Annotated in this window: 17 protein-coding genes and 1 tRNA gene; 5 read left to right on the top strand and 13 right to left on the bottom strand. The window is 65.5% G+C overall.

Translation table 11 applies throughout. From position 1 onward, the window contains the following. The first annotated feature begins 43 nt into the window (after positions 1-43). A tRNA-Ile gene (locus FB460_RS11180) sits at positions 44-117 on the top strand. A gap of 296 nt (positions 118-413) precedes the next feature. Here the strand turns inward: FB460_RS11180 and FB460_RS11175 are convergent. Together FB460_RS11175 and FB460_RS11170 are read right to left on the bottom strand one after the other, a co-directional pair. Continuing rightward, positions 414-713, bottom strand: a complete 300-nt coding sequence (locus tag FB460_RS11175; RefSeq protein WP_142094189.1) for a metal-sensitive transcriptional regulator — start codon at positions 711-713, stop codon at positions 414-416. A 69-nt stretch (positions 714-782) separates the two neighbouring features. Continuing rightward, positions 783-3,041, bottom strand: a complete 2,259-nt coding sequence (locus FB460_RS11170; protein ID WP_142094188.1) for a heavy metal translocating P-type ATPase — start codon at positions 3,039-3,041, stop codon at positions 783-785. A gap of 322 nt (positions 3,042-3,363) precedes the next feature. Between FB460_RS11170 and FB460_RS13435 the strand changes: the two genes are divergently transcribed. Next, a complete protein-coding gene (locus FB460_RS13435) occupies positions 3,364-4,467 on the top strand; it encodes a hypothetical protein (RefSeq protein WP_142094187.1) in 1,104 nt (367 codons plus the stop codon). 208 nt (positions 4,468-4,675) lie between these two features. Here FB460_RS13435 and FB460_RS11160 read toward each other — a convergent pair whose 3' ends face one another. From FB460_RS11160 to icmF, 5 genes are all read right to left on the bottom strand, one after another. Further along, on the bottom strand, positions 4,676-4,960 hold the full coding sequence (locus tag FB460_RS11160) for a hypothetical protein (RefSeq protein ID WP_142094186.1): 285 nt from the start codon (positions 4,958-4,960) through the stop codon (positions 4,676-4,678). Positions 4,961-5,090: 130 nt separating this feature from the next. Further along, positions 5,091-5,696, bottom strand: a complete 606-nt coding sequence (sigM, locus tag FB460_RS11155) for an RNA polymerase sigma factor SigM (protein WP_246044372.1) — start codon at positions 5,694-5,696, stop codon at positions 5,091-5,093. Between the two features lie 22 nt (positions 5,697-5,718). Continuing rightward, entirely contained in the window at positions 5,719-9,429 is a 3,711-nt protein-coding gene (murJ, locus tag FB460_RS11150; protein WP_170210066.1) for a murein biosynthesis integral membrane protein MurJ, read from the bottom strand. Then, positions 9,404-11,542, bottom strand: a complete 2,139-nt coding sequence (locus FB460_RS11145; protein WP_142094184.1) for a DUF6049 family protein — start codon at positions 11,540-11,542, stop codon at positions 9,404-9,406. The genes murJ and FB460_RS11145 overlap by 26 nt, the downstream gene beginning before the upstream one ends. A 128-nt stretch (positions 11,543-11,670) precedes the next feature. Then, the gene (gene icmF, locus FB460_RS11140) at positions 11,671-14,883 is read right to left on the bottom strand and encodes a fused isobutyryl-CoA mutase/GTPase IcmF (protein ID WP_142094183.1); all 3,213 of its coding nucleotides are present in this window, start codon (positions 14,881-14,883) and stop codon (positions 11,671-11,673) included. Positions 14,884-14,984: 101 nt separating this feature from the next. Between icmF and FB460_RS11135 the strand changes: the two genes are divergently transcribed. Beyond that, complete coding sequence (locus FB460_RS11135; RefSeq protein ID WP_142094182.1) at positions 14,985-15,485, top strand: MarR family winged helix-turn-helix transcriptional regulator; 501 nt, start codon at positions 14,985-14,987, stop codon at positions 15,483-15,485. Between the two features lie 99 nt (positions 15,486-15,584). On the opposite strand, the gene FB460_RS11130 is transcribed toward FB460_RS11135, so the two are convergent. Next, complete coding sequence (locus FB460_RS11130) at positions 15,585-16,337, bottom strand: helical backbone metal receptor (protein WP_142094181.1); 753 nt, start codon at positions 16,335-16,337, stop codon at positions 15,585-15,587. A gap of 134 nt (positions 16,338-16,471) precedes the next feature. Here FB460_RS11130 and FB460_RS11125 point away from each other — a divergent pair, with 134 nt between their 5' ends. Together FB460_RS11125 and FB460_RS11120 are read left to right on the top strand one after the other, a co-directional pair. Then, positions 16,472-17,962 carry a CCA tRNA nucleotidyltransferase gene (locus tag FB460_RS11125; RefSeq protein ID WP_425466992.1) on the top strand — a complete coding sequence of 497 codons (1,491 nt, stop codon included), beginning with the start codon at positions 16,472-16,474 and terminating at the stop codon, positions 17,960-17,962. A 49-nt stretch (positions 17,963-18,011) separates the two neighbouring features. Further along, positions 18,012-18,677, top strand: coding sequence for a heavy metal-binding domain-containing protein (locus FB460_RS11120; RefSeq protein ID WP_211345949.1), 666 nt, complete (start codon positions 18,012-18,014; stop codon positions 18,675-18,677). Between the two features lie 71 nt (positions 18,678-18,748). Here the strand turns inward: FB460_RS11120 and FB460_RS11115 are convergent, their stop codons facing one another. The 5 genes from FB460_RS11115 to FB460_RS11095 all read right to left on the bottom strand — a co-directional run bounded on the left by FB460_RS11115 (position 18,749) and on the right by FB460_RS11095 (position 25,076). Next, complete coding sequence (locus tag FB460_RS11115) at positions 18,749-20,092, bottom strand: MFS transporter (protein ID WP_142094179.1); 1,344 nt, start codon at positions 20,090-20,092, stop codon at positions 18,749-18,751. Positions 20,093-20,159: 67 nt separating this feature from the next. Beyond that, entirely contained in the window at positions 20,160-22,220 is a 2,061-nt protein-coding gene (locus tag FB460_RS11110) for a neutral/alkaline non-lysosomal ceramidase N-terminal domain-containing protein (protein WP_142094178.1), read from the bottom strand. 525 nt (positions 22,221-22,745) lie between these two features. Further along, positions 22,746-23,639 carry an ABC transporter ATP-binding protein gene (locus tag FB460_RS11105; protein ID WP_142094177.1) on the bottom strand — a complete coding sequence of 298 codons (894 nt, stop codon included), beginning with the start codon at positions 23,637-23,639 and terminating at the stop codon, positions 22,746-22,748. Further along, positions 23,614-24,471 (bottom strand): ABC transporter permease, encoded by an 858-nt coding sequence (locus FB460_RS11100; protein ID WP_142094176.1) that lies wholly within the window; start codon positions 24,469-24,471, stop codon positions 23,614-23,616. The genes FB460_RS11105 and FB460_RS11100 overlap by 26 nt, the downstream gene beginning before the upstream one ends. Further along, positions 24,468-25,076: a class I SAM-dependent methyltransferase gene (locus FB460_RS11095; protein WP_142094175.1), complete on the bottom strand. Its 609-nt coding sequence runs from the start codon at positions 25,074-25,076 to the stop codon at positions 24,468-24,470. The genes FB460_RS11100 and FB460_RS11095 overlap by 4 nt, the downstream gene beginning before the upstream one ends. Positions 25,077-25,094 lie beyond the last annotated feature (18 nt).

Raw genomic sequence — 25,094 nt, 5'->3', positions numbered from 1 at the left:
GAACTGGTGATGTGTCGTAATCTAAGTCTTCGGTTCACGCCATGCGCCTATAGCTCAGACGGTTAGAGCGCAGTCCTGATAAGACTGAGGTCCCTGGTTCAAGTCCAGGTAGGCGCACTGATGAAACGCCGCAGCCCATGGGCTGCGGCGTTTCGTGTTTCCGGGCAGACCCTGCTTCGTTCCGGCGGTCGTCAGATCATCAAGAATCCACAGGGTTGTCCACACCTGTGGATGAATCACATCGATGTCATTATCCGGTTGCGAACAGAGCGCAGGGCTACCAGATCCGTATGACCATGTCGGGGCAGTGGGACGTCTCCGCCGTGTGCGGGAATGAGTATGGGGCCGGTCGACATGACCGGCCCCACGGTCGGGCCCTGTGATGCGCGTGGCCGAGGCCATGCGCAGGCAAGTCAGCTCTTGACCAGTCGAGTGATCGCAGCGTTGACCTCGTTGAGCTTCTCGTCGATCTCGTCCTTGCCCCCGTGTTCGGCGGCGTGGCGCACACAGTGATTGATGTGGTCGTCGAGCAGAGCGAGAGCGACGTTCTCCAGGGCGCTGGTGATCGCACTGATCTGGGTGAGCACATCGATGCAGTAGACGTCCTCGTCGATCATCCGGTGGATGCCTCGCGTCTGCCCCTCGATGCGCTTCAGGCGCGCCAGATAACGCTCCTTGTCACTCACATACCCGTGGGCCACGACGTTCTCCATTTCTGCAGGCGCTCCCGGCATGTGGCCGGAGCTTTCTCGTACTCAGATGATCTTCGCACGGAAACTCCATCACACCGACCGCGGCGTGAAGCTCTTCAGGCGAAGACTGTTACTCACGACGAACACACTCGAGAATGCCATGGCGGCCCCAGCGAGCATCGGATTCAACAGGCCCAGAGCCGCCAGCGGGATGGCCAGGCAGTTGTAGAAGAAGGCCCAGAACAGGTTGCCCTTGATGGTGCGAAGGGTGGCGCGCGATAGGCGTACGGCGTCGGCTGCCGCCTTCGGATCGCCACGCACCAAGGTGATGTCTGCCGCCTCGATGGCCACGTCGGTTCCGGTGCCCATGGCCAGCCCCAGGTCGGCCTGGGCCAATGCGGCCGCGTCGTTCACACCATCACCGACCATGGCCACGACGCGGCCCTCACGCTGCAACTCCTGGACCGTCTGGACCTTGTCCTCGGGCATCACCTCGGCCCGGACGCGTGTGATGCCCACGGTCCTGGCCACATGCTCGGCGACGATGCGGTTGTCACCGGTCAGCAGGACCGGTTCCAGACCCAACCTTCGGAATTCGTCGACCGCATCGACGCTGCTCTCCTTGATCTGATCGGCCACCGTGATGACGCCGCGAGCAGTACCATCCCAGCCCACGAGGACGGCAGTGTGGCCACGCGTCTCGGCGTCATCCATGGCAGTGGCCAGATGTTCGGGAATCAGCAGGTCGGCGTCGACCAACAGGCTGCGACGGCCCACCAGAACCACGACATCATCGACGCTGCCGCGTACCCCGCGTCCCTCGACGTTCTCGAACCCCGTGACCGGTGGCAGCGAACCGAGCGCTGCTCGTGCACCATCGGCGATCGCACGCGCGATCGGGTGTTCAGATGCGTGCTCCACGGCACCGGCACGGCGAAGCACCTCGTGCCGGTCCTCATCGGTGGTCACAACGTCCTGGAGGACCATCTCGCCGGTGGTGATGGTTCCGGTCTTGTCGAGCACGATGGTGTCGATGCGGCGCGTCGACTCCAACATCTCCGGGCCCTTTATCAGGATCCCCAGCCGCGCACCGCGGCCGGTTCCCACCAGGAGTGCGGTGGGTGTCGCGAGTCCGAGCGCGCATGGGCACGCGATGATGAGGACCGCCACCGCAGCGGTGAATGCCGATGCAACGGGGTGCCCGAGCAGCAGCCAGACTGCGAGGGTTCCCATGGCGATCAGGATCACCGCAGGCACGAAGATTGCCGACACCCGATCGGCCAGACGCTGCACCTCGGCCTTGCCCGATTGAGCCTCCTCCACCAGGCGCGCCATCTGCGCAAGGCTCGTGTCCGATCCGACGCGCGTGGCCTCTACGATCAGACGGCCGCCGGTGTTGACCGTGGCGCCGATGACGTCATCTCCGACACCGACCTCCACCGGGAGCGACTCCCCGGTGAGCATGGATGCGTCGACGGAGCTGCGACCTTCGACGATGCGGCCATCGGTGGCGATCTTCTCGCCGGGCCGGGCCACGAAGTGATCGCCGACCCGCAGCTCCGCGGCAAGAATGCGCGACTCCCGACCGTCTCGCAGCACCGAGACCTCATCGGGGCTCAGCTCCATGAGGGCCCGCAGGGCGTCGCCTGCTCGAAGTTTGGCGCGTGCCTCGAGGTATCGGCCGAGCAGCAGGAACATGACGACTCCTGCAGAGACCTCGAGGTAGATGTTGTTGAGCCCGTCCGCAGAGTCTCGCGAGATGCTCAGCTCGAAGGCGTGCTTCATTCCCGGTTCCCCGGCACCGCCGAAGAACAGGGCGATGATCGACCAGAGCAGGGCCGCGGTAGTTCCCAGCGTGATCAGGGTGTCCATGGTGGCCTGGCCCTGCCTCAGGTTCTTCCACGTCGCCCGGTGGAACGGCCAACCGCCCCAGACGACGACGGGTGCGGCGAGGACGAGTGAGGCGAACCCCCAGTGGTCGAACTGCAACGCCGGGATCATCGCCACGAGGATCACCGGGATCGAGAGTGCAGCAGAGATCAGGAGCCGCTGCCGCAGTGCTGTGAGCTCACGCTCCTTCTCAGACTCGACCGGCGTCGAGTCCCCCTCAGGGTTCTTTCTGGGTTCGGGGACCCGTGCGCCGTAGCCGATCTTCTCGACCACGGCGATGAGGTCGGCGGCATCGGTGCCGTTGTAGGTGTGCGCGGTGGCCTTCTCCGTCGCGTAGTTGACGCTGGCTTCCACGCCCTCCATGCGGTTGAGTTTCTTCTCGACACGAGCCGCGCAGGAGGCACAGGTCATGCCGGTGATCTCCAGTTCGATCCTGGTGGGTTCGGTGGTGACCGTCATGGCAGTTCCCTCCTGTGGTTGCTTTCCCCGGTGGGGATGGTTGCTGACACGAACCACTCTCCATACTTATACCCCCTAGGGGTATTTTCAAGTAGAAGGTAACGGTTTCATAACATGGTGTGATTTTGTGCGCGTTTTGGGGGGGCTGGATGAGAAAAATCACGAGCGCGCCCTCTGGTGGCATTTTCCGAGTTGGGCAGAGGGCGTGAACATGCTTTGATGTGCCACAGATGACGGTGTCGTGCGGGGGGACCTCACCGGAGCCGTCAGCTCACAACGAGAATTTCGAGCTCAGAATGCTCGACGGAAGGAAGCGAGAAACATGACAGCACGTCGTCTGCTGGCCGCTTTTGGTGCGGCGGCTCTTGGCGTCTCCATGGTGCCTGCGCTGGCCCATGCAGAGCCCACCGCAACGCCCACGCCGACTCCTTCGGTGACGGCCACGCCCACGCCTTCGGCTGAGGCAACCCCGACCGCTTCGGCCACACCCACCCCGGAGGCCACGCCCACCCCGGAGGCCACGCCTTCGGTCGAGGAAACCCCGACCGCTGAGCCGCAGGCCATCATTTCGACGGGCTTCCGTGGCGCGTCGTGCGCCGAGCCCATGCCGGTCACCTTCGAGGGATCCTCGGCGACGCTCACGCTGTGCGAGCAGACCGATGAGAACTACCAGTGGGCCCCGTCGACCCAGTTCGACGAGATCACCTTCTACGGTGGCGCTTCGAGCAATGCCGAAGATGTCATTGCCGAGGGCAACGTCGTTGGCACCGCTCCGGTGGCCGCTGACGGAACCTTCTCGTTCAACATCCCCGACAACGGCTACATCGTCGGCGTTCCGACCGGAGCCGAGGGCAACATGCCGCGCTTCATCGTCGGTGACAACCCGGACTCCGGTGGTACTCCGACCCCGGCCCCGTCGGAGACTCCTGCTCCGTCGGATACTCCTGCTCCGTCGGATACCCCGGCCCCGTCGCAGACTCCTGCTCCGTCGCAGACCCCGACCGTCGATCCGGCCACGGTTGTGGTCGATTTCGGCGTGAACGGTGAGTGCGGTGCACGTCCCGGCTCCTACGAGACCGGCAAGACCTACACCTTCACCGCGTGCAACGAGGCCGGTGAGCCCGTCACAGAGGGCGAGATCAAGATCTACACCACCGCCGATGGTGACATCGCCAAGCTGGAGAACGGTTCGCTGGTCGAGACCGTCAACCTCGCCGAGACCGGCGGTACCTTCCAGATGACCGTTCAGGATTCGGGCTACATCGGTGCGATCGCCGACAGCGGAACCGCCCTGCTCATCGGCCCCGATCCGCATCAGGGTGGCAAGCCCGGCGACGGTGGCTCGAAGGACGGCGGCTCGAAGGGCCAGACCGGTAAGAGCAATGGCAGCGCTGGCAAGAAGGGCCTGCCCAAGACCGGTAACTGATCGCTCGGTCACAGGATGACCCCTGAGCCGAATGACCCCTGGGCCGCATGACCTGGGGCTGACTGAGCAACAGATCGGCTGAACAACGAGGAGGGCCACCCCGTGCGGGGTGGCCCTCCTCGTTGTGTATCTCTTGTTTCTGTGCTGTCTTCTGTGCTGCGCCCGTGCGTGGCCGTCTGGTGGGCCAGAGGTTTTGGTGGGTCAGGTGTCAGTGGCGACGCAGGACTCTGCGTACCTCGGCGAGAGATTTCTTGTGGGCGAGGCTGTCGTTGCCGTCAACCGGGTTGACGCCGAACGTTCCCAGAGAAGTCCGCTTGGCTGCATCGATACGGCGTCGCTCTTCACGCTCAGCGCATTCGCCCTGGGCGCGCCCTTCGGCTTCGGCCCGCACCACGGCATCGAGACGTTGGAACACGTTCTCGGGCATCTTCTCGTGTGGTTCGTCGGCCAAGAGCTGGCGCACGAAACGATCGGCTTCTGTCTCTTCGTTCATGGCGCTCCTTCGCAGTGCTGCGGGTCGAGATGTGACTTGAGTATGGTCATGTGGCTTGAGTGCGGGTCAAGCGCTTGTGACGTCGCAAGGTCCTGGATGGTTCCCTCGCTGGCACGTGCCGTGAAAAGGATCACGTCGGGGAGGGGTCCATGCGCAAGTGCTTCAGAAGTGGCGCGAGTTTCGTTCGCCCCCGATGGCACCTGCTCTTGACCGTACCCGGGGCGCAGCCCAGGATCTCGGCTGCCTCCTGCACCGAATAATCCTCCATGTCGACCAGGACGATCGCGGCGCGTTGATCGCTGTTCAGCTGGCGCAGGGCAGCGAGTACCTCGGACCGCTGTTCTTCGATCTCCACGTGATCGGTGTGGCTCACCACGCCCATCTCCGGAGCCCGATCAGGATTCTCCGGCAGTGGTTCCGCTCGGCGGACCTTGTTGCGTCGGATCCGGTCAAGACATGCGTTGACCACGATTCGATGTAGCCACGTGGTCACCTGGGCCCCACCACGGAAGCTTCCTGCCCGACGAAAGGCCGAGATGTAAGCATCCTGCAGGGCGTCGGCGGCATCTTCACGGTTCCGCATCGTGCGCAGGGCAACGGCCCAGAGACGGTCTCGGTGGCGTGCCACGAGCACGGCGAAAGCTTCTGCGTCACCGTCCACATGAGCGGCGAGCAGTGCCTCATCCGAACGGACATCGTCCATACCGGGGGCCTGGTGGGTATCAGGTGCGGACATCGGATATCGAGTATACGGCTGTTCAGCGGTGCCCGAGAACCGAGATCTCCGCGATACCCCCGAGATAGCCACCCTGATCGCTCGACGGCAGCTCCTTGAGCCAGACCTGTACTTCGCCGGTACGGGTGGGGGGTACGTCGATGGTCACGTCACGGCCGGCATCGTCGGCACTGCCGATGGTGCGCCACTGGTCGCCGTCAGGAACGCGTATGTCCAGATCGGTGCCATCGCCGACCAACATCAGCTCCACCTTCGTGACCTCGATCTCCCCGTCCAACTGGATATTGACGCCCACGCCGTCCTTGGGAGCCATGTCCGGATTGCGGTAGACGACCGTTTCCCACGCCGTCTCGGGGTCTCCATCATGGGCCTGGGGCACCAGATCGGGGTTCTCCTGCTGGTCACTCCCTTGTGGATCGAAGTCGGTGGCACCGGTGATTCCGGCAGGAATCGGCTCGGTCGGCGCCGATGGTGAGTCCACCTGTGGTTCTGTCTCTTCCTGGCCGCGTCCGAAGACCGCGAACAGGCTGATGAGCGCGATCACCGCCACGATGGCCAACAGGACACCCAACCAGCGTCTGGACGGCTCCTCCTCCCGCACCGGGAGCCCGGCGTCGGGAGTGGGGTCGTCGTCGGTGAGCTCATTGCCAGCGTCACTGACGGCGAACATGCTGGTGGGTTCGGAATCGTCGTCGGAGGCATCGGCGAACAGGGAAGCCGGGATGGGGGCGTGATCGATCGCAACCGGCTGGGTGTGTTCGGTGTCCCAGTCGGTGTCGTCCTCGCCCCACGAGGTCGGCCCGGTCGTGGCGGGGTTGCGGAGACGTCGCTCCAGATCGGTCGACGCATCCGCGGTTCCGAGCACCCGGGTGAGCGCGCGCCCGATCTCGGGCATGGTCTGCAACGGAGCCCCACTACGTGGACGCTCGCTCAGGATCTGCTCACAGATCCGGTCCAGCGCCGGGGAGACGCCCGGACGCACGTCGCGTGGGGTGAGCCATGCACCATCGGCACCGACCGGCACGGCGGGCAGCCCGTGGGCGGGGCCACCGGGGTAGTGCGCAGCCAGCGTGGCGTAGAGGACGCGTCCGACGTCGTGGACATCGGCCTGCGCCGGGTCGGGGGAGCCATTGGTCGGGGGCTCCAGTACCGACTGGATCCCGAAACCGACGATCTTCACATTTCCGGTGGGTGTGATCACGATGCTCTCGGGGGAGATGCGCTCGTGATACATGCCCTGTGCATGCATGCCGGCAAGGGCGTCGGCGACCTCACGGGTCAGCCAGCCGGCCTCCAGCGCACTCATGGGGCCGTGGGCCAATATGCTGGCCAGGGTCTCACCGGCGGCGTATTCGCAGACGACGAACGGCCCGTCGGGGGCGTCGTCATCGGGCTGGGCCGGTTCGCCGCTGGCGTCGAGGACACGCAGGAATCGCGCATCGGTGGCGATGGCCGAGCGGCGGGCGGCCTCGAGGAGTTCGTCATTGCGTCCATCGCCACGCGGCAGGAGATACAGCATGACCGGACGCGAGAGCACCTGATCGGTCGCCACCCAGCTCTGCGTCTCGGGCTGTTCGGAAAGGATCTCCTCCAGCATGTAACGCCCGGCCAGGCTCTGGCCGGGCGATGCGTGAATGGATCGCCCGGAGGGTTGGTCGAAGACGTTCGGGTCGAACGCGGGTCGGATCACCGTGGACACCACCGACTCGTCGTCGGCGTCGTCGAAGTGGTCGGTGCCGTACAGTTCAGCGTCGTCCTCATCGAAGTCCTCGTCCGCGCCGTGCCACGCGCCCCCGGCAGGGTCGAGCAGGGCGTCCGGCAGTGATTCTTCGTCGTCCACCTGTGAGGTTACCGGCCGCGTCCCAACTTCGGCGTCAGCCACGGCTGTGCGCGTGCCGGGCGTCTCCGATTCGAGGCTTTCGTCGGGCTCGGCCGTGGCAGGGGTCCTGCCGCCTCGACGCAGGATGGTGCGAAGCACCTCGGTGACCTCGCCGATGCGCAGTACATGCGCACAGAGCAGATACAGCGCGACCGCCACCAAGCCCGTCACACCGAGGATGCCGAGCGTCATGACCTTGGACGCGTCCCAACGGCCGATGAGGACGCTCGCGCCCCACGCCAGCAGACCTGCGGGCAGGATCGCGGCGGTGACACGCACCACCTGTCGAGCCAGCTCGAGGAAGCGAAGATGCGGCAGGTGCCGGTGCAGGTGATGGAATGACACGAAGAAACCGACCGTGTAGGCGGATGCGAAGGCCACGGCCAGGGCCGGTGCCACCCAGCTCGGGTTGTGGAACGGCACCACGAGCGCGAGAGCGAGTGAAACCTGGACGCTGGCGATGAGCACCTGGATGTAGAAGGTGATCTTGGTGTTCTCGAGAGCATAGAACGCACGCAGACACACGTACTGCAACGTGAAGGGCAACAATCCGAGCGCGAAGGCGCGGAGCGTCCAACCGACGAATTGAGCATCGGCCGCGCCGAGACCGTTGCCGAACATGAGGCGGGTGATGGGGTCGCCGAGGGCCAGCAGGGCCACCGCTGCGGGTAGCAGGACGGCGGTCACCAGACGCAGCGTCCGCATGGTCTCGCGGGCCACACCACGCATGTCCCCGGAGGCCGCCAACCGCGATGCAGAGGGCAGCATGGCTGTTGCAAGGGAGACCGTCACCAGCGAGTGCGGGAGCACGAAGATCAGGTAGGCCTTGTTGTAGGCGGCGATACCGGCGCCCGCGCCGTCCACGGTGGCGGCCGTGGCCAGACGCGTCACCACCACCAAGGCGAGTTGGTTCACCAGGACGAAGCCCAGCGTCCACTTCGCCAACGAGAAGGTGTGACCCAGCCCGGTGCCCTTCAGATCGAAGCGAGGCTTGTAGCGGTACCCCGCGCGGCGAAGACAGATGAGCATCACCAGCGTCTGGCAGGCGATGCCGAATGTGGCGCCGCCACCGAGAAGGAGGCCCTGTGCGGGAGTGAACGGCGCGGCACCATCGGAGGTCCCGTAGATCCACAGGTAGATGCCCAGAACACCGATCTGCACGATGTTGTTCACCACCGGCGCCCACATCATGGGACCGAAGTGGTCGCGAGCGTTCAGGATCTGCCCGATCAGGAAGAACACGCCGTACAGGAAGATCTGTGGCAGGAACAGATAACCCAGGAAGAGCATCGATTCCAGGTGAGCGGCCATCTCCGGACGCAACCATTGGTCGGATGCATAGATCCGGCCCACGATGATCGGGGTGCCCAGCGTGGAGATGAGCGCGATCGCGGCGACGATCAGCCCGAAGGCTGTCATGATGCGGTTGGTGTAGGCCTCACCGTTGTCATCGTCGTTCTTCACCGCCCGCACAAGTTGTGGCACCAGCACGGTGTTGAGAGCACCACCGGCGAACAGGATGTAAAGACTCGTGGGCACCATCGACGCGATGTCATATATATCGGCCTGGCGCGTGCCGTTTCCGATGAGAAATGCCAGCAGCGCGACGCGGACGAAGCCGAGGACGCGGGATGTCATGGTCCCGGCGGCCATCAACGCACCGGCCGAGACGAGTCGACGTGTGCTTCCCGACTCGCCGGCTTCGGGGCGTTCTGTCAGTTCGTCCTGAGATGCGTCGTCTGCTGCGGGCTGGATGCTGGTGTGCTGGATGCGAGTGTCGTCATCGGCGTCGCCGATGTCGTGGACGATCGTTTCGTCATCGGTCTGATCACCGGTCCTCTTGGCCTCGGCCACCGAGTACCTCCAGTTCATCATTCAGCACGGCCCCGGAAGCGTGCGGGGGAAGGGCAGCGGGGGCGTCCTCGGCTCGTGCTCGTTCGCGCCGGACCTGACGGATTCGCAGAGCGGTGGTGAGCACCAGCACGATTCCCGAGGCAACCACGATGATCCACCCGATGGCCCCCAGATTGGTGGCATTCACAAGGATCGGCGTGGTGTTTCCCAAGGGCGTTCCGTTCTGCGTGGCCAATTGGGCCTTGACCTGCACCGGCCCATTGGCGTTGGCCTCGGGGCGGACCGTGACGGTGGTGGTGCCCTGTGGGGGGATCTCGATGTTGGTCATCGACGGCACATCCAGACGCTGCGGTTGGGCGGATTCGAAGTGGAGGGCCACCACGATGGGCACGTCCAGGTGGTTCTGGACCGATGCGGGGAACGAACTCCCGTCACGGGCCAGCATGGTCACCGAGGGGGAGACGGCCAAGGACACCGATTGCGGGCCGAGGATGTGCGCCACGCCATCGCGCAGGGTGCCGCTGTAGGAACCGAGCGCGTCGGGGCGTCCGCGCCACCAACTGCTCGACATGTTCGCCATGGCGCGATCACCCTGCCCGTCCACCGATTCATCGGCGGACATCAGTGACGCCACCGCGGCATAGTCGGCCTGGAGCTCGCCCAGTCCGTTGTCGGTGGTGTTGAGGGCTTCACGCTCGGCGTCGGTCTTGGAGTAGTCGAAGGTCTGCGACCATTCGAAACGTTGACCGCTGAGCAGATCACGGAAGGTGATGTGTTCCTGCCATGGTGCATCGGCGGCCAGCACCGCGCGTGCGTCGACGCCGGTGGTGATGACCCGGACGGTCGGTTCGGTCTCGCCGTTCGTGGCCTGTACCCAGCTCTCGGCGAGCAGACGTTGGCGTCGGTGGAGCTCCGATGCCGCCGGCGCTGGGCCGGGGCCACCGGTGAACAGGTCGGGGTCGAAACGCACGATCGGCTGTTTGCCGACGGGTTCCAGGAGTGTGTGTTCCGATTCAGCGGTGCTCGACAGCACCGCTATCGGCTCGCCCTGCTCCAAGAGCCCCACCGCTGCATCGTCCACCCGGCCACCTCCGGAGAGGTCGAGTCGGGGCAGGTGTTCCAGATCGGGCACGGCCTGGTCGGCTGCGTCGATGCGGTCCCACAGGTCGACATGGCCGCCGTGGGCGACCGCAGCGGCATCGGGCAGTCCATAGGTGGCACGGAATCCGTTGGCGGGGTCGAGTCTTTGGAAATCCTCGAGCCAGGCTGCGGCGACGCGTTGTCCCTGTGGGTCACCGCCGCCGTGGAGTTCATAGCCCTCGGCCATCTGTTTCACGGCCGAATACAGCGCGGGGTCGATGATCCATGAGGACTGTGGCGCGCTGGCGGTCTGCAGCAGTGTGTGCAGGCGGCCACCGTCGGCCAACTCCTCGGTCAGTGAATCGTCGATGAAGGTGCCGCTTCCGGTCCGCTTCGGCTGGGTGGAGAGGACGACGAGGTCAACGCTGGGCGTCGTGGGTGATGACGCGGGTTCTCCTTCGGCCGGGAGCGGCATGAACATACGGTTCCGGCCAAGCGTCTCGACCCCGCCGCCACCGATCTGGCCCAGGGCGTGGGCGCCGATCAGGTAGACACCTCCGGTGCTCGGCAGTTCGAGTTCGGACACGTCCGCAGTCACTTCGAAGGGGGCTGCCTCGCCGGGGGCCAGCGAGGGCATGCGGTCATCGGTGAGGGTCTGGAAAGCCCCTTCGGTGACCATGCGGGAGCCGTACGGCGTGGTGGCCGGGCTTTCGACGGCAGCGGTGAATCCTTCCTCGGCAGTGATCGGTGACTGGTCTCGCCACATGAGCACCTGAAGATTGCTGATCGGTTCCGATGTCGTGTTGCGCACGTGCCCGGTCAGCGTGATCCGCCCCTCCCGCGTCGGCATCGACGGCGTCATGGTGTCGAACACGATCTCGGCGCGTTGCTGTTCGGTGTCCGGCTTCACCGCATGGGCTGGTGCCGATGGCGTGGAGAGCGACGCCGACAACAGCATCGGGAACACCAGCAGGAGCGCGAGGAGAACGTGGACGCCATGCGTCCACCTCACCTGTCGCCTGCTGCTCGTCATCACCCGTTCATGGTACGGGCTCGGGTGACGACGAGCAGGGGACTCGGGTCAGTTGCGTCGGAGATGCACTGGGTCAGACGTTGCGTCGGAGATGCACTGCTCAGACGTTGCGTCGGAGATGCACTGGGTCAGACGTTGCGTCGGTATTGGCCGCCGACTTCGAAGAATGCTTCGGTCACCTGTTGCAGTGAGCAGACCCGTGCGGCCTCCATCAGGACGGCGAAGACGTTGTCGCCGGCCATCGCGGCGTCCTTGAGCCTGGCGAGGGCGGCCTCGGCCTCGGAGCGGTGCTCGGTGCGGTACTCCTGCACACGGTTGAGCTGTGACTCCTTCTCCTCCTCGGTGGCACGTGCAAGTTCGATGGTCTGTGGGGTGGCGTCGGGTGCTTCTTCCTTGAGGAATGTGTTGACGCCGATGATCGGCAGACTGCCGTCGTGCTTGCGGTGCTCGTAGAGCATCGACTGGTCCTGGATCCGGCCACGCTGGTAGCCGGTCTCCATGGCGCCCAGGACGCCACCGCGCTGGGTGATGGCATCGAACTCCTGCAGGACCGCCTCTTCCACCAGGTCGGTGAGTTCGTCGATGATGAACGCGCCCTGCAGCGGGTTCTCGTTCATCGCCAGGCCCCACTCGCGGTTGATGATGAGCTGGATGGCCAGCGCGCGTCGCACCGACTCCTCCGTGGGCGTGGTGACGGCCTCGTCGTAGGCGTTGGTGTGCAGCGAGTTCGCGTTGTCGTAGATGGCGATGAGTGCCTGCAGCGTGGTGCGGATGTCGTTGAAATCCATCTCCTGCGCGTGCAGGGAGCGACCCGAGGTCTGCACGTGGTACTTGAGCTTCTGCGAACGCTCGTTCGCTCCGTACTTCTCCTTCATCGTGACCGCCCAGATGCGCCGTGCGACGCGGCCGATCACCGAGTACTCCGGATCCATGCCGTTGGAGAAGAAGAACGACAGGTTCGGGGCGAAGTCGTCGATGTTCATGCCACGGGCCAGATAGGCCTCCACGTAGGTGAAACCGTTGGCGAGGGTGAACGCGAGCTGGCTGATGGGATTCGCCCCGGCCTCGGCGATGTGGTAGCCCGAGATGGACACCGAGTAGAAGTTCCGCACGCCCTTCTCGATGAACCATTCCTGGATGTCGGCCATCATCCGCAGCGAGAACTCGGTGGAGAACAGGCAGGTGTTCTGGCCCTGATCCTCCTTGAGGATGTCGGCCTGCACGGTGCCACGAACCTGTGAGAGCGCGAACGCGGTGAGTTCCTCACGCTCGGCCTCGTCGGGTTCGCGGTCGTGCTCGGCGCGGAACTTGTCGATCTGTTGGTCGATGGCGGTGTTCAGGAAGAACGCCAGCACCGTCGGTGCCGGGCCGTTGATCGTCATCGACACCGACGTCGTGGGCGAGACCAGATCGAACCCGTCGTACAACGCCTTCATGTCGTCCAAGGTCGCCACCGAGACGCCCGAGGTGCCGACCTTGCCGTAGATGTCGGGGCGTCGATCCGGGTCGCGGCCGTAGAGCGTCACCGAGTCGAAGGCCGTGGACAGGCGGGTGGCCTCGCTGTCCTTCGACAGGTACTTGAACCGACGGTTGGTGCGGAACGGATCGCCCTCACCGGCGAACATGCGGGCCGGGTCCTCCCCGTCTCGCTTGAATTTGAACACGCCAGCGGTGAATGGGAAGTACCCCGGGAGGTTCTCGCGTCGCCAGAATGAGACGAGCTCGCCGTTGTCCTCGAAGCGGGGGAGCGCGACGCGCGGGACGCGGCTGCCGCTCAACGATTCACGGGTGAGCCGGGTGACGATCTCCTTGTCGCGGACCTTCACCACCTGCTCGGTGCCGGAGTAGGCCTCGACGACGTTCGGCCATTCGGCGATCTGCTCCTGGATCTCGGCCGGAAGCTGTTTGCGGTGTTTCTCGGCGAGTTCGAGGACGCTGGTGCCGTCTTCGAGTTGGGAGGCGACCCATTCGGCCCGCTGGAGATCGCGGGCGTGCTCGGCGAAGCGTCTGGTCTCGGCGTGGTAGCCGCGGACGGTCTCACTGATTTCGCTGAGATAGCGGACGCGATCGGCCGGTAGCACCTGCGCGATGCGGCTGGAATGACGCACATCCACCTTGGGGAGCGTTCCCTCATCCACCGGGAGTCCCTGCTCGTCGAGCAGGCTGCGCAGATGCTGGTAGAGCGCGGTGACGCCGTCGTCATTGAACGTGGCCGCCGATGTGCCGTACACCGGCATGTCCTCGGGTTTGGCGCCGAAGGCCTCACGGTTGCGGATGAGCTGACGGCTGACGTCGCGGAGGGCGTCCTCGGCGCCTCGGCGTTCGAACTTGTTGATTGCCACGACATCGGCGAAATCGAGCATGTCGATCTTCTCGAGCTGACTGGCCGCGCCGAACTCCGGGGTCATCACGTAGAGGGAGGTGTCGACGAATGGCACGATGCCGGCGCTTCCCTGACCGATGCCGGGGGTCTCGACGATCACCAGGTCGCAGCCGGAGGCCTTGAGCACGTCGATGATCTCGGGCAGGTACGGCGGCACCTCCTGCTCGCCGCGTGTTGCGATGGAGCGGAAGTAGATCTGGTCGCCGAGGGCGTTGGCGCGGATGCGGTCACCGAGCAGCGCGCCGCCACCCTTGCGACGGGTGGGGTCGATGGCGATGATGCCGACGCGGAGCTTGTCCTGCTGGTCGACGCGGAGGCGTCGCACGAGTTCGTCGGTGAGGGATGACTTGCCCGAACCACCGGTGCCGGTGATGCCGAGAACGGGGACCTGGCGTGTGGCGGCGGCCTCGCGGAATGTGGCGATCAGGTCGCCGAGCTGACCCTGCTCGGCTCCGGTGATGGCGCGGGCCACCTGGGTGCGGTCGCCGGCCAGGACACCCTCGGCGCTTGCCGGACGCTGCGCCCAGACGTCGAAGTCACAGGAGGTCACGACCTCATTGATCATGCCCGGCAGGCCCAGGCGCTGCCCGTCTTCGGGAGAGAAGATCGTGACGCCGGCCTTGCGGAGCCGCTGGATCTCGTCGTGGACGATGACGCCGCCGCCACCGCCGACAATCTTGACGTGGCCGGCCCCCGCCTCGGTCAATGACTCGGCGAGGTACTCGAAGTACTCGACGTGACCGCCTTGGTAGGACGAGACTGCGACGCCCTGGGCGTCCTCGTCGAGTACCGCATCGACGACTTCCTGCACCGAACGGTTGTGGCCGAGGTGGATGACCTCACAACCTTGGGCTTGGAAGATGCGCCGCATGATGTTGATCGAGGCGTCATGGCCATCGAACAGACTGGCGGCGGTGACGATGCGGACGTTGTGCTCGGGCTTGTGCAGGTCGGCCATGGCTCCCTCATTGGAATGTGGTCCGGTGGAACGCGGTCAGGTCCTGCACGGATAGTAGGACATCCAAGCATCGGTCGTCCACATGTTCTAGCATGCTGTGCATGCCCGAGCCAGATCCGATCCGCGAAGCCCGGCGCCAGTGGGTCGCCCATGGATGGGAGGACTCCGCCGACGGAATGGCGTTGGTCACCTCGCTCATGCGTGCACAGCAACTGCTGGCCGAGCGGATCGATGCCGAACTGCGCCCGCTGAACCTCACCTTCGCCCGTTACGAGGTACTGCGGTTGCTGGCGTTCACCAAACAGGGCTGTATGCGCATGACCCGGCTGGGCTCCCTGTTGCAGGTGCATCCCACGAGCGTCACCAGCGCGGTGGACCGTCTCGTGCGGCAGGGATTCGTCGAGCGTGCACGTCGGGAGGGCGACCGCCGAGTGGTCCTGGCTGCCATCACTCCCGCTGGACGTGTCGTGGTGGAAGAGGCCACCGAACGGCTCAATGCTGCGGTGTTCTCCCGGCCCGGGTTGCCTGCTGCCGAGGTCACGGAGCTGACCGGCCTGCTGGGGCGCCTGCGCGCCGAGGCCGGGGATGTGGTGACGACCTGAGGTCACCGGACCTCTCGAGCGCTGCGGTGTGCAGCGTTTCATCCATGATCGATTCGCCTGTGTGCGCGTGGGGCCGTGAAACGCTGCACACCGCAGGCCTCAGAAGAGCGCCTGTGGCAATGCCCGGGCGGCTTCGACGAGCGAGGGGCCGTACCAGGTGAGGAGCCGCCCCTCGACCAGCACGGTGCGGTGGTCGGGGAATGCCTCGGGGCCGTCATCGGCGGTGAAGGTGTACGGCTCGTCCGGCAGTAGCACCACATCGGGGTCGGCGGCGTGGATCTCGGTGAGCTCCATGTGGGGATAGCGGCCTGTGTGGTCGTCGAAGGCGTTGACGACGCCGAGTCTGCGCACAAGATCACCGGTGAAGGTGGATGATCCGACGACCATCCACGGGTCGCGCCAGATCGGGATCACCGTTCGGGCCCGTGCCGGTGGCATGGGTCCGCCCCAGAGCTCATGGGCTTCGGTGAGCCAGTCAGGGATGTCCCACCGCAGGCATTCGGCGAACATGCGGGTGAGGGACTCGAGGGCCTCGGGTACCGATTCGGTCACCGTCACCCAGACGGCGACTCCCGAATCGCGCAGGCGACGGACGTCGATCTCCCGGTTCTCCTCCTTGTTGGCCAGCACCACGTCCGGGCGCAGGTCTCGGATCGCGGCGAGGTCGGGGTTCTTGGTGCCTCGGACGCGCGGTACATCGAGGCTGGCCGGATGTGTGCACCATTCGGTGGCGCCGACGAGGACATCGGGGCGAGTGGCGGCGACTGACTCGGTCAATGAGGGCACCAACGACACCACGCGTTCGATGGAGCCCACCTCCATGGGGGTTCCCAGGTCATCTTTGATTCCCATGTGGGCATCGTCTCGCATGACCCCATCGTGGCATGTGTGTTGGTACCCCCTCGGCCGCTGCGGGTGTGGGCAGTCTCGGGGAACTGCAGACAGGGTGCACTGGTCGCTGGGCGCGAGCGTCTACACTTCCGCCCGTGTCTGATCGAAACCCGGCTGCTTCCGCCGACCCCACGACGCTCTCCGCGGTGCAACGCAACGCGGTGGCCGAACTGCTGCGCATAGCACCGGTGGCCGACCGTCTGGCGGAACTCTTCGACGAGGCCGGGCACCAGCTTCATCTGGTGGGCGGGTCGGTACGTGACGCCTTGATGGGGCGCTTGGGGGAGGACCTCGATTTCACCACCTCGGCCCGCCCTGACGAGATCGAGCGCCTGCTGCGGCGTCTGACCCCGGCGGTGTGGGACGTGGGCAAGGCCTTCGGGACGATCGGTGCCCGCGTGTCCCGTGACGACGGCCCGGACTGGATCATCGAGATCACCACGTACCGGGCCGACACCTATCGGGATGACTCGCGCAAGCCCGAGGTTGCGTTCGGCGACACGCTTGAGGGCGATCTGATCCGTCGTGACTTCACCGTCAACGCCATGGCGATCACTTTGGGCAGCCGCACCTTCGTCGACCCCCATCATGGGCTGGGCGATCTCGCGGCCGGTGTGCTGCGCACACCCTCGGCGCCCGAGGTCTCCTTCAGCGATGATCCGCTGCGCATGATGCGGGCCGCGCGGTTCACTTCTCAGCTCAGCTCGGGTGAGCAGCGTTTCGCGCCCGACGCCGCCGCCGTCGCTGCGATGGTGAACATGGCCGAACGCATCGAGATCATTTCGGCCGAACGCGTCCGTGACGAGCTGTGCAAACTTCTTCTCACCGATTCCCCGCGTCCGGGCATCAACCTGTTGGTCGAGACCGGCATCGCCGAACGCGTTTTGCCGGAGCTACCTGCGATGCGTCTGGAACGCGACGAACACCACCGACACAAGGATGTCTACGAGCATTCGTTGACCGTGCTCGATCAGGCCATCGACATCGAGCGGGCCCGTGGGCACGAGCCCGATCTGGTGAGCCGACTGGCTGCGCTGCTGCACGACATCGGCAAACCGGCGACGCGGAAGTTCGAGCCGGGCGGCAAGGTGTCGTTCCACCATCACGATGTGGTGGGGGCCAAGATGACCCGCAAACGGATGAAGGCGCTGCGGTTCTCGTCCGAGGAGATCGCGCAGGTCTCCAAACTGGTCGAGCTCCATCTCCGTTTCCACGGGTACGGGGAGGCCAAGTGGACCGATTCGGCGGTGCGTCGGTATGTGCGTGACGCCGGCGACCAGCTCGAGCGTCTGCACATCCTCACCCGGGCCGACTGCACCACACGAAACAATCGCAAGGCCGCGCGCCTGCGTCGGGCCTATGACGATCTGGAGGCCCGGATCGACGAGCTCGCCGCCCAAGAGGAACTGGATGCCATGCGTCCGGATCTGAATGGTGAGGAGATCATGGAGATCCTCGACATCAAGCCCTCCAAGACCGTGGGGGAGGCGTACCGGCACCTGCTCGACCTGCGCATGGAGCACGGCCCGTTGGGGCGTGAGCGTGCCGAGGAGGAGCTGCGGCGTTGGTGGGCCGAGCAGCCCTGACGCCGTTGGGGTGAATGCCCCGGGGCGGCGGGATGGCCCCGATGGTGCAATGATCGATCCCATGATGGTGACCAGCAATGGCCTGCCCGGGTATCGGATCGACGCGGTGGTCGGCGAGGTGTTCGCATCGACGATCCGACCAGGCGCTGGAAGTGGCCTTCTTCGCGGGATCAGTGGCGGTGATGAAGCGGGGCAACTGCGTCTGGCGCATGAATCACGCCAGCATGTGCTCAACGAACTCCACGAGGCGATGCAGCGTGCCGGTGGCAATGCCGTGATCGGTCTGCGCTTCGATTCGTGTGCGCTCGGCAACGGCAGCGAGGTCTGCGCCTACGGAACCGCGGTGCGGATCGTGCCCTTGGGTGAGGGTGAGCCCGGTGCGACCACCCAGTCGATCGCCGACGCCAACGGTCAAGGTGGCCCGGCGACTCCGCAGCAGACGTGGCCGACGATGGGCGGCATGGGGAACACGCCGTACGAGACGGGGGAGCGTCCCGGTGCGACATCGCGAGCCGAGGCACCATCGGCTCCCCGGACTCCCTCGGCCGAACCGCGCCCGGCCCCGCAGCCGCCGCATCGGAACGAGGCTCCGGAATCGGTGCAGCCAGAACCCCGACAGCAGGTGTCGCAGGGCGGGGAGCAGCACGACGATCAACGACCGCGCAGCCCGGAACAGCAGCGTCCCAATCAAGATGGGTCGTGGCTGGACCTCTGATCGTTTGAGGCAGGGGAGTTGCGCTCTGTCCGGTGATCGCGCGCACGGGCCGCAGTCGGCGGATAGTGAGGTCACCCGCGCGCGGTCTCGAACTCCGAACCGCGGTCGAAGATCGCCGAGCCCAACGGTGCTGAAGCACGCCAGAAGGCCAGCCCGGTGACGATGAGACATGCACCGAGCGTGATGAATCCCACCAGCGTGTGACCGTCGGCGGGCAGTAACGCCCAGGTGAGCAGTGCCGCGCCGACGAAGCATGCGTTGAAGATCATGTCGTAGAGCGTGAACACGCGGCCCTTGAAGTCGTCATCCACGTGGGCCTGCACGAGGGTGTCGACGCAGATCTTGAGCGACTGCGAGCCGATGCCCAGCAGGAAGCCGGCCACCACGAGCGTCGGCAGCGTGAAGATCGATCCCGGGACGATCTGGAGGACGCCGGCTCCCACCACGAGGGCGACGATCGCGTAGCGGACGCCGATCCGGCGGGCGAGTGGTGGCACCACGATCGCCGAGACGATGAATCCGACGCCCGTGGCGCCGGCCCACAGGCCGAGGTCCCGCATCGCGGGCTCGATCTGGTCGACCTCGTGGAACCAGTTGCGGAACAGCAGGATGGTGGCCACCTGCGTCATGCCGTAGAAGATGCGCTGGAAACCGATGACGATGAGGCCCAGACCCGCCGGACGGCGCTCGCGGAGATGCCCGAAGGCATGCCACAGGCCGCGGGCCACATCGCTGGCTTTGGTGCTGCGGGCCTCGTCGGTGATCAGCATGGGCCCCAGGGCGCGTCGGGGGATCGCCATCGCCAGGAACGCGGTGAGGATGAATCCGGCACCGGCCACCCCGAAGATGATGGCGTCGGCCTGATTGATGGGGAGGAATTGGCCGAACGTGAGACGGATGCCGAAGGCGACCCCGGCACCGACGATGACGCCCGCTGGGCCGATCGTGGGCATCACCGAGGACGCCATCAGGTACTCGTCCTCGTCGACGGTGTGCTGCAGCGCGGCGGAGAGCCCCGCCATCAGATAGCGGTTGAGGCTCATCGCCACCAGCACCGAGGCGTAGAACAGGAACATCGACCAGTGGTGACGCAGGTCGGGATTCAGCACCAGCACCACCAGCAGGAATGCCAGTACTGCGCGGAGCACATTGGTGACCACGGACACCTGGCGTCTGTCCCAACGGTCAAGCGTGGTGGAGACGAAGGGTCCGATGATCGAGAACGGCAGGAGCGTGATCGCCAGCACCGCTGCGATCGAGCCGGCGTCGGGTTGGTCCTGGGGGGAGAACAGCACATACGCCGCCGTGCCCACCTGGAGCAGCCCATCGGCTGCCTGGGTCCCGATGCGGACGAACACCAGTTGACGGAACAACCTGTGTCGCCACAGTCGCCGCAGACGCGCGAAGAACCCCATGCGTTCCTTTCGATCGAGCGGCCTGTGGCGCACCACCGATGCAACCGGGTGTGCGCCGCGGGTCAGGCTACCCGGTCACATGGAACGAGCCGCTCTCCCCGGTGAACGCGGTGATCCGGCCACTGCCGTCCTTGGCGTCGCCGTGGTAGATGAACCGGTATTCCCCCGTGCTGCCTGCCGGGGGCGTCCACGAGAGGGTCACCTTCGACTGCGCGGCGAGGTGGCGTGTCCATCTGAACGAGGTCGAGAAGTCCGCGTCATCGGCGACGGTCACCCATCCATCGCCCTCCTTGCGCTGCACCTCGAGATAGGTGTCTTCGTGGTGCAGGTCATTGTTCGGGTGGGCGCCCTTGAACTCGGCACTGGCCGTCTCACCCACGGCTGTGTCGGTGGGCTGACGCAGCACCGTCCCATAACCCTCGGGGCCAGGGAGGTCGTAGAGCACTTTGCCCACAGCAGAATCGACGGGGTCTCGTCTGGTGGGCTTGTCTCCCAACGGGGTCTCCTGGCCGGACGCCATGTCGGAGCCGAGGGAGGCCAGCGTTCCCTCGAGCGTCGGCACCGTCCAGCGTCCGAACAATGTCGCCCCGCCCTCGTACTGCTGCTCGCCGTATTCCTCGGGGGTGGTGAAGTAGTGGCCGTAGGCGTTCGCGGTCTGCTGGATGATCACATTGGCCGGATCGACGCCCACCGCTTCGGCGACGGCTGAACGGAACCGGACGCCCGCTGCTCCGGTCACCTCACCGGGCAGCGCTGCGATGTAGTGGTCGCCGATCCGCAACAGCTGGACCGGCAGCTTCGTCTGGACGGCGTCCAGAGCCCCCACGTGGAACAGCGTGCCCTTGGGCGACTGACAGCGCTCCAACTCCGGATCGTTCCGGTACTGCGTCTCGCTGATCTTCTCGAAGAAGGGGTTGTTGTCGACGCCCTCGTGCAGGAAGGCCGGTCCGCCCCCGCCGTCCTCGACCGAGCCGGCCCCGAAACTGGCGCCCAGTGCTGCCTCACAGGTGTGCTCGTCGTGGCCGCTGCCGGTGAATCGTGCGGGAGCGGTGGCGTTCTCCATGTCGATGTAGACGATGCGGGAATCGACTCCACCGGGCAGAGGCGCGGAGGCCGCTTCACCTGCACGGGCGGCGTCGAACTGGCGCTCGCCCAGAATCCGCATGTTCTCGAATTCGTCCTCGGTGGGTCCCGATCCGGGACGCAGGTTGAGGTTCGGGGAGACATCGGCCCCGTTCGACATCATGAACGACGCCACCATGGCGGGATCGGCGTCACTGCGATGATCGACGCCGGCCTCCGTCTCCCACAGGTACTGGGCGTAACCCTTGTTGTCGCCGGAGATGAGCGTGTTGTCGGCGGTGAGGCTCGTGGGGTGGGTGGCGAACCAGTTCACGGCCCCCACCGTTTCGCCTCCGCGTCCGAAGGTGAGCGTGACGGAGGTGGGGTCGTGACCGTCGGGAAGCTGGTCGCGGATCTCGGCCGGATTCTTCTCGAACGCCGCCGCGGATCGCTGGACCCCGGCATCATCACGGGTGCTCGTGCCGAGCGCGACCTCGGTGGGGGAGAGGTCCGCTTCGGCACGACGGACGGACTCGACGATTCCGGAGACCTGCGCTTCGAACGTCTCAGGATGGAATCCCATCGTGGTGACGTTGTACAGCGGATATTCGGTGACGCCACCCGGCGTCGCGTGGGTGTGCGTCCCGGCGACCATCACATTGCGCTCATTCCAACGTTCGCCGTACTCGGCGGCCAGACGGCGCAGGGCCTCGTCACGCACCGCGTTGGTTCCGGTGAGCGCATCCAGCGTCACCAGCAGAACACGTTCGCCACCGGATTCGATGATGTACGAGCGGGCATATTGACGCATGTGCAACCCGGACGTCTTCTGGGATCCGGAGCCGTAACCCATCATCCCGACCTCAGCCACCTCACCGGTGATGTCGGCGACGCCACGTCCGACGAGATGATCGCCGGAGGCGGTGGAGCCCGCGTCGGATGCCGTGACGGGGGTGGCTTCCGTCTGGGGCGCCTGGGCCACGGGAGCTGCGGAGGCTGGGAGCGCGGTGATGAAGGGCAGCGTCAGTGCACAGATGGCCGTGGTGATCGTTGTGGCTGAAGTCATGGGTGGGGGATCCCTTTCCACGGAGTGCGACGTCGATGGCGTCTCCGCTTCGGTGGTGGTCGCCTACTCTCAATAGGTATCCAGCACTTTAGAGCACGATGTGACTGGCGTCACCCTGTGCCTGTTCTGGGCAGGGGTATTGCACCCTGCGAGCGAACGGTGGAGCGTGGGGCACGGTGGCCTCGACCAGACGGCTGCGTACCTCCGGGCACCCCAGACAATCCGGGGCATCCCGGATACCCCAGACATTCCGGACGCCCCGGACATTCCGGACGCCTCGGACATTGCGGACACCCCAGACACTTGGAAAAACGTTGCGGTCAGAAGCTGTCCGCAGCTGCACGCGATGAAGGCAGCATGGGCACAATTGTGGCCAGAATCTGACCTCAATGTTTTTCCATGCATGGTGCCCAAAACCCTGCGGCGGCCTCCACCACAGCAGGGCTGCGGTCACCTGACTCAACAACGACCAGCCACTCAACCACGCGCTCCTGACAGGAGCATGGGAAACCCCACGGGCGGCGATCACATCTCCTCGGAGTTCGACCCCTCGTCGAGCCCGCAGAACTGCATGTACTCGGAGATGACCTCGTCGGGTTCGCCCCGCATCATGAGTTCGCCCTGGTGCAGCCAGATGCAGTCGTCGCAGAGCTCACGGACGCTGTCCATGCCGTGGCTGACGAAGAACATGGCCTGCGACTGCTGACGCAGCTCCTCCAGGGCCTTGGCCGCACGGGTGCGGAAACCGGCATCACCGGTGGAGAGGGCCTCGTCGACCATCAGGATGTCGGGCTGCATGTGGATGCCCACCGAGAAACCGACGCGGACCGCCTGCCCGGAGGAGTAGGTGCGCATCGGGCGGTCGATGAAGGAATTGCTGCCCTCCTCGGCCCAGCGTCCGATCTCGTCGGCGCGCTCCTGCACCTCGTGCTTCGACAGGCCCGACGCCAGACCGCCCAACACGATGTTCTCGCGTCCGGTGAGAGCGTTGTTGAACCCGACGCCGAGCGCCAACATCGTCGATGCGTGCCCCCACGTCTCCACGTGCCCCTCGGTGGGCGGGAGGATCCCCGCGAGGGTGCGCAGCAGCGTCGACTTCCCGGCACCGTTGGCCCCGATGACGCCGAGCGTCGTGCCTTTCCTCACCTCGAAGGAGAGGTTCTTGATGGCCTCGACGCGGCGCACCGAGCGGGTGCCGCGGCCGAGTCGGATCACGGCCTGTTTGAGGGTCGGGCGCTTCTCGAATGTCGTCTTGTAGGTCACCGACAGGTTGGTGACCCGCACGGCGAGATCGGTGCGGTCGGGCTCGGGAACGAAGCCGTCCCGTCGGCGTCGCGCGGGCCGACGTTCGGTCGGCTGATGTTCGGTCGACTGATGTTCGGTCGGCTGGGGCTCAGAAGATGCGGACAGCGAACTCACGCTCCCTCGACATGAAGAACAGACTCCCGATGAGCAGGGTGCCGATGCTCCAAGCACCCGCGACCCACCACAGCGTCGGCTCGGGGATCCGTCCCTCCAGAAGTGCTTCGGAGTATCCGCCGAGCATCGCGTAGGCCGGGTTCAGGACGGCCCACTCGGACAGGGCGTGGTCGGAGACGTCCTGCACCGTCCACAGCACCGGCGAGAGATACATCCAGATGCGGGTGAGGAACGGCAGGAAGTTGTTGGTGTCACGGAAGTACACCTGCGCCGTGGCGAAGAACGCGGCCAGGCCCGCGCCGAAGGCCAGCATGAACAACAGGAACACGACCGCCACGAGCATGGACACCGACCACCCGATGCCCGGCGTCACGATCAACAGGATGACGGTGACGATCAGCGTCGGAAGGAACCGGAAGAACGCCGTGTGCACCGCGCCCAAGGGGATCAGGAGCCTCGGGAAGGCAGTGTTGAGGATGAGCTTGCCGGCCGTCGTCACTGAGGTGGCACCAAGGTTCGCGCACGTGGTGATGAACGTGAACACGAACAGGTTCGTGGTCAGGTGCAGGAAGTACTGCGGATCGTTGCGACCCCGGTTGGTGAGGATGTTGACGAGCAGGAAGTACACCCCGGCCATGAGGATCGGGTTGAGCACCAGCCAGAGCTGGCCGAAGAAGGTGTCCGAATCCGACGAACGCATGTTGGAGCGCGAGAGCTCGAACGCGAACTCGCGGCGCTGCCACAACTCGGTGAAGTACTTGCGCAGCGGAGGAAGCCCGTTGTGATGCGGGCCGAAGTGGTGGTAGACGGGCGAACCCTGCCGTGTGGTCACGCATCCTCCGCGCGGACCAGCACCGAGACCAGGAAATCCGACTCAGGGGTGAAGGGGTGCAGCTCCCACGTGCTGTAACCGGCCTGGAGCTGCAGGCCCGTGTGAGCGGCGTCGTCGAGAAACTCCTGGAAGTCGTACCCGCGGTTGGCGCCGAAACCGATCACGACGCGGGACGCATGCTCGTTTCCGGTGGCGAGCTGATCGTAGAAGTTCGCCAGGACGGTGCGACGCGTCCCAGGGTGCAGGAACGTCATGACGTTGCCTGCACAGACGATCACGTCGTAGGCACCGAAGCGTGGATCAGCCAGATCGCCGACGGTGAACTCGGCGTCGGGAAAGTCAGCGCGGGCCTGTTCGATGAGGACCTTGTCGATGTCCACGCCGTAGGCATGGTGTCCGCGGGCGGCGAGATATCCGGCGATGCGCCCCGCGCCACAGCCGGCGTCGAGGATGTTGGCGCCGCGTGGAGCCATCGCGTCGATCAGGCGGGCCTCACCGTCGATGTCGGCACCCGAGGCCGCGAGATCCTTGAAGCGACGCGCATACCGGTACGAATGCTCCGGGTCGGCGTCGATCTTGTCCTGCCACTGGCTACGCATGTTCATCGCGCGTCAGTGTAGGCC

Source organism: Propioniferax innocua, from assembly GCF_006716235.1.
GTDB lineage: Bacteria > Actinomycetota > Actinomycetes > Propionibacteriales > Propionibacteriaceae > Propioniferax > Propioniferax innocua.
This window is presented reverse-complemented; position numbering and strand designations above follow the sequence as displayed.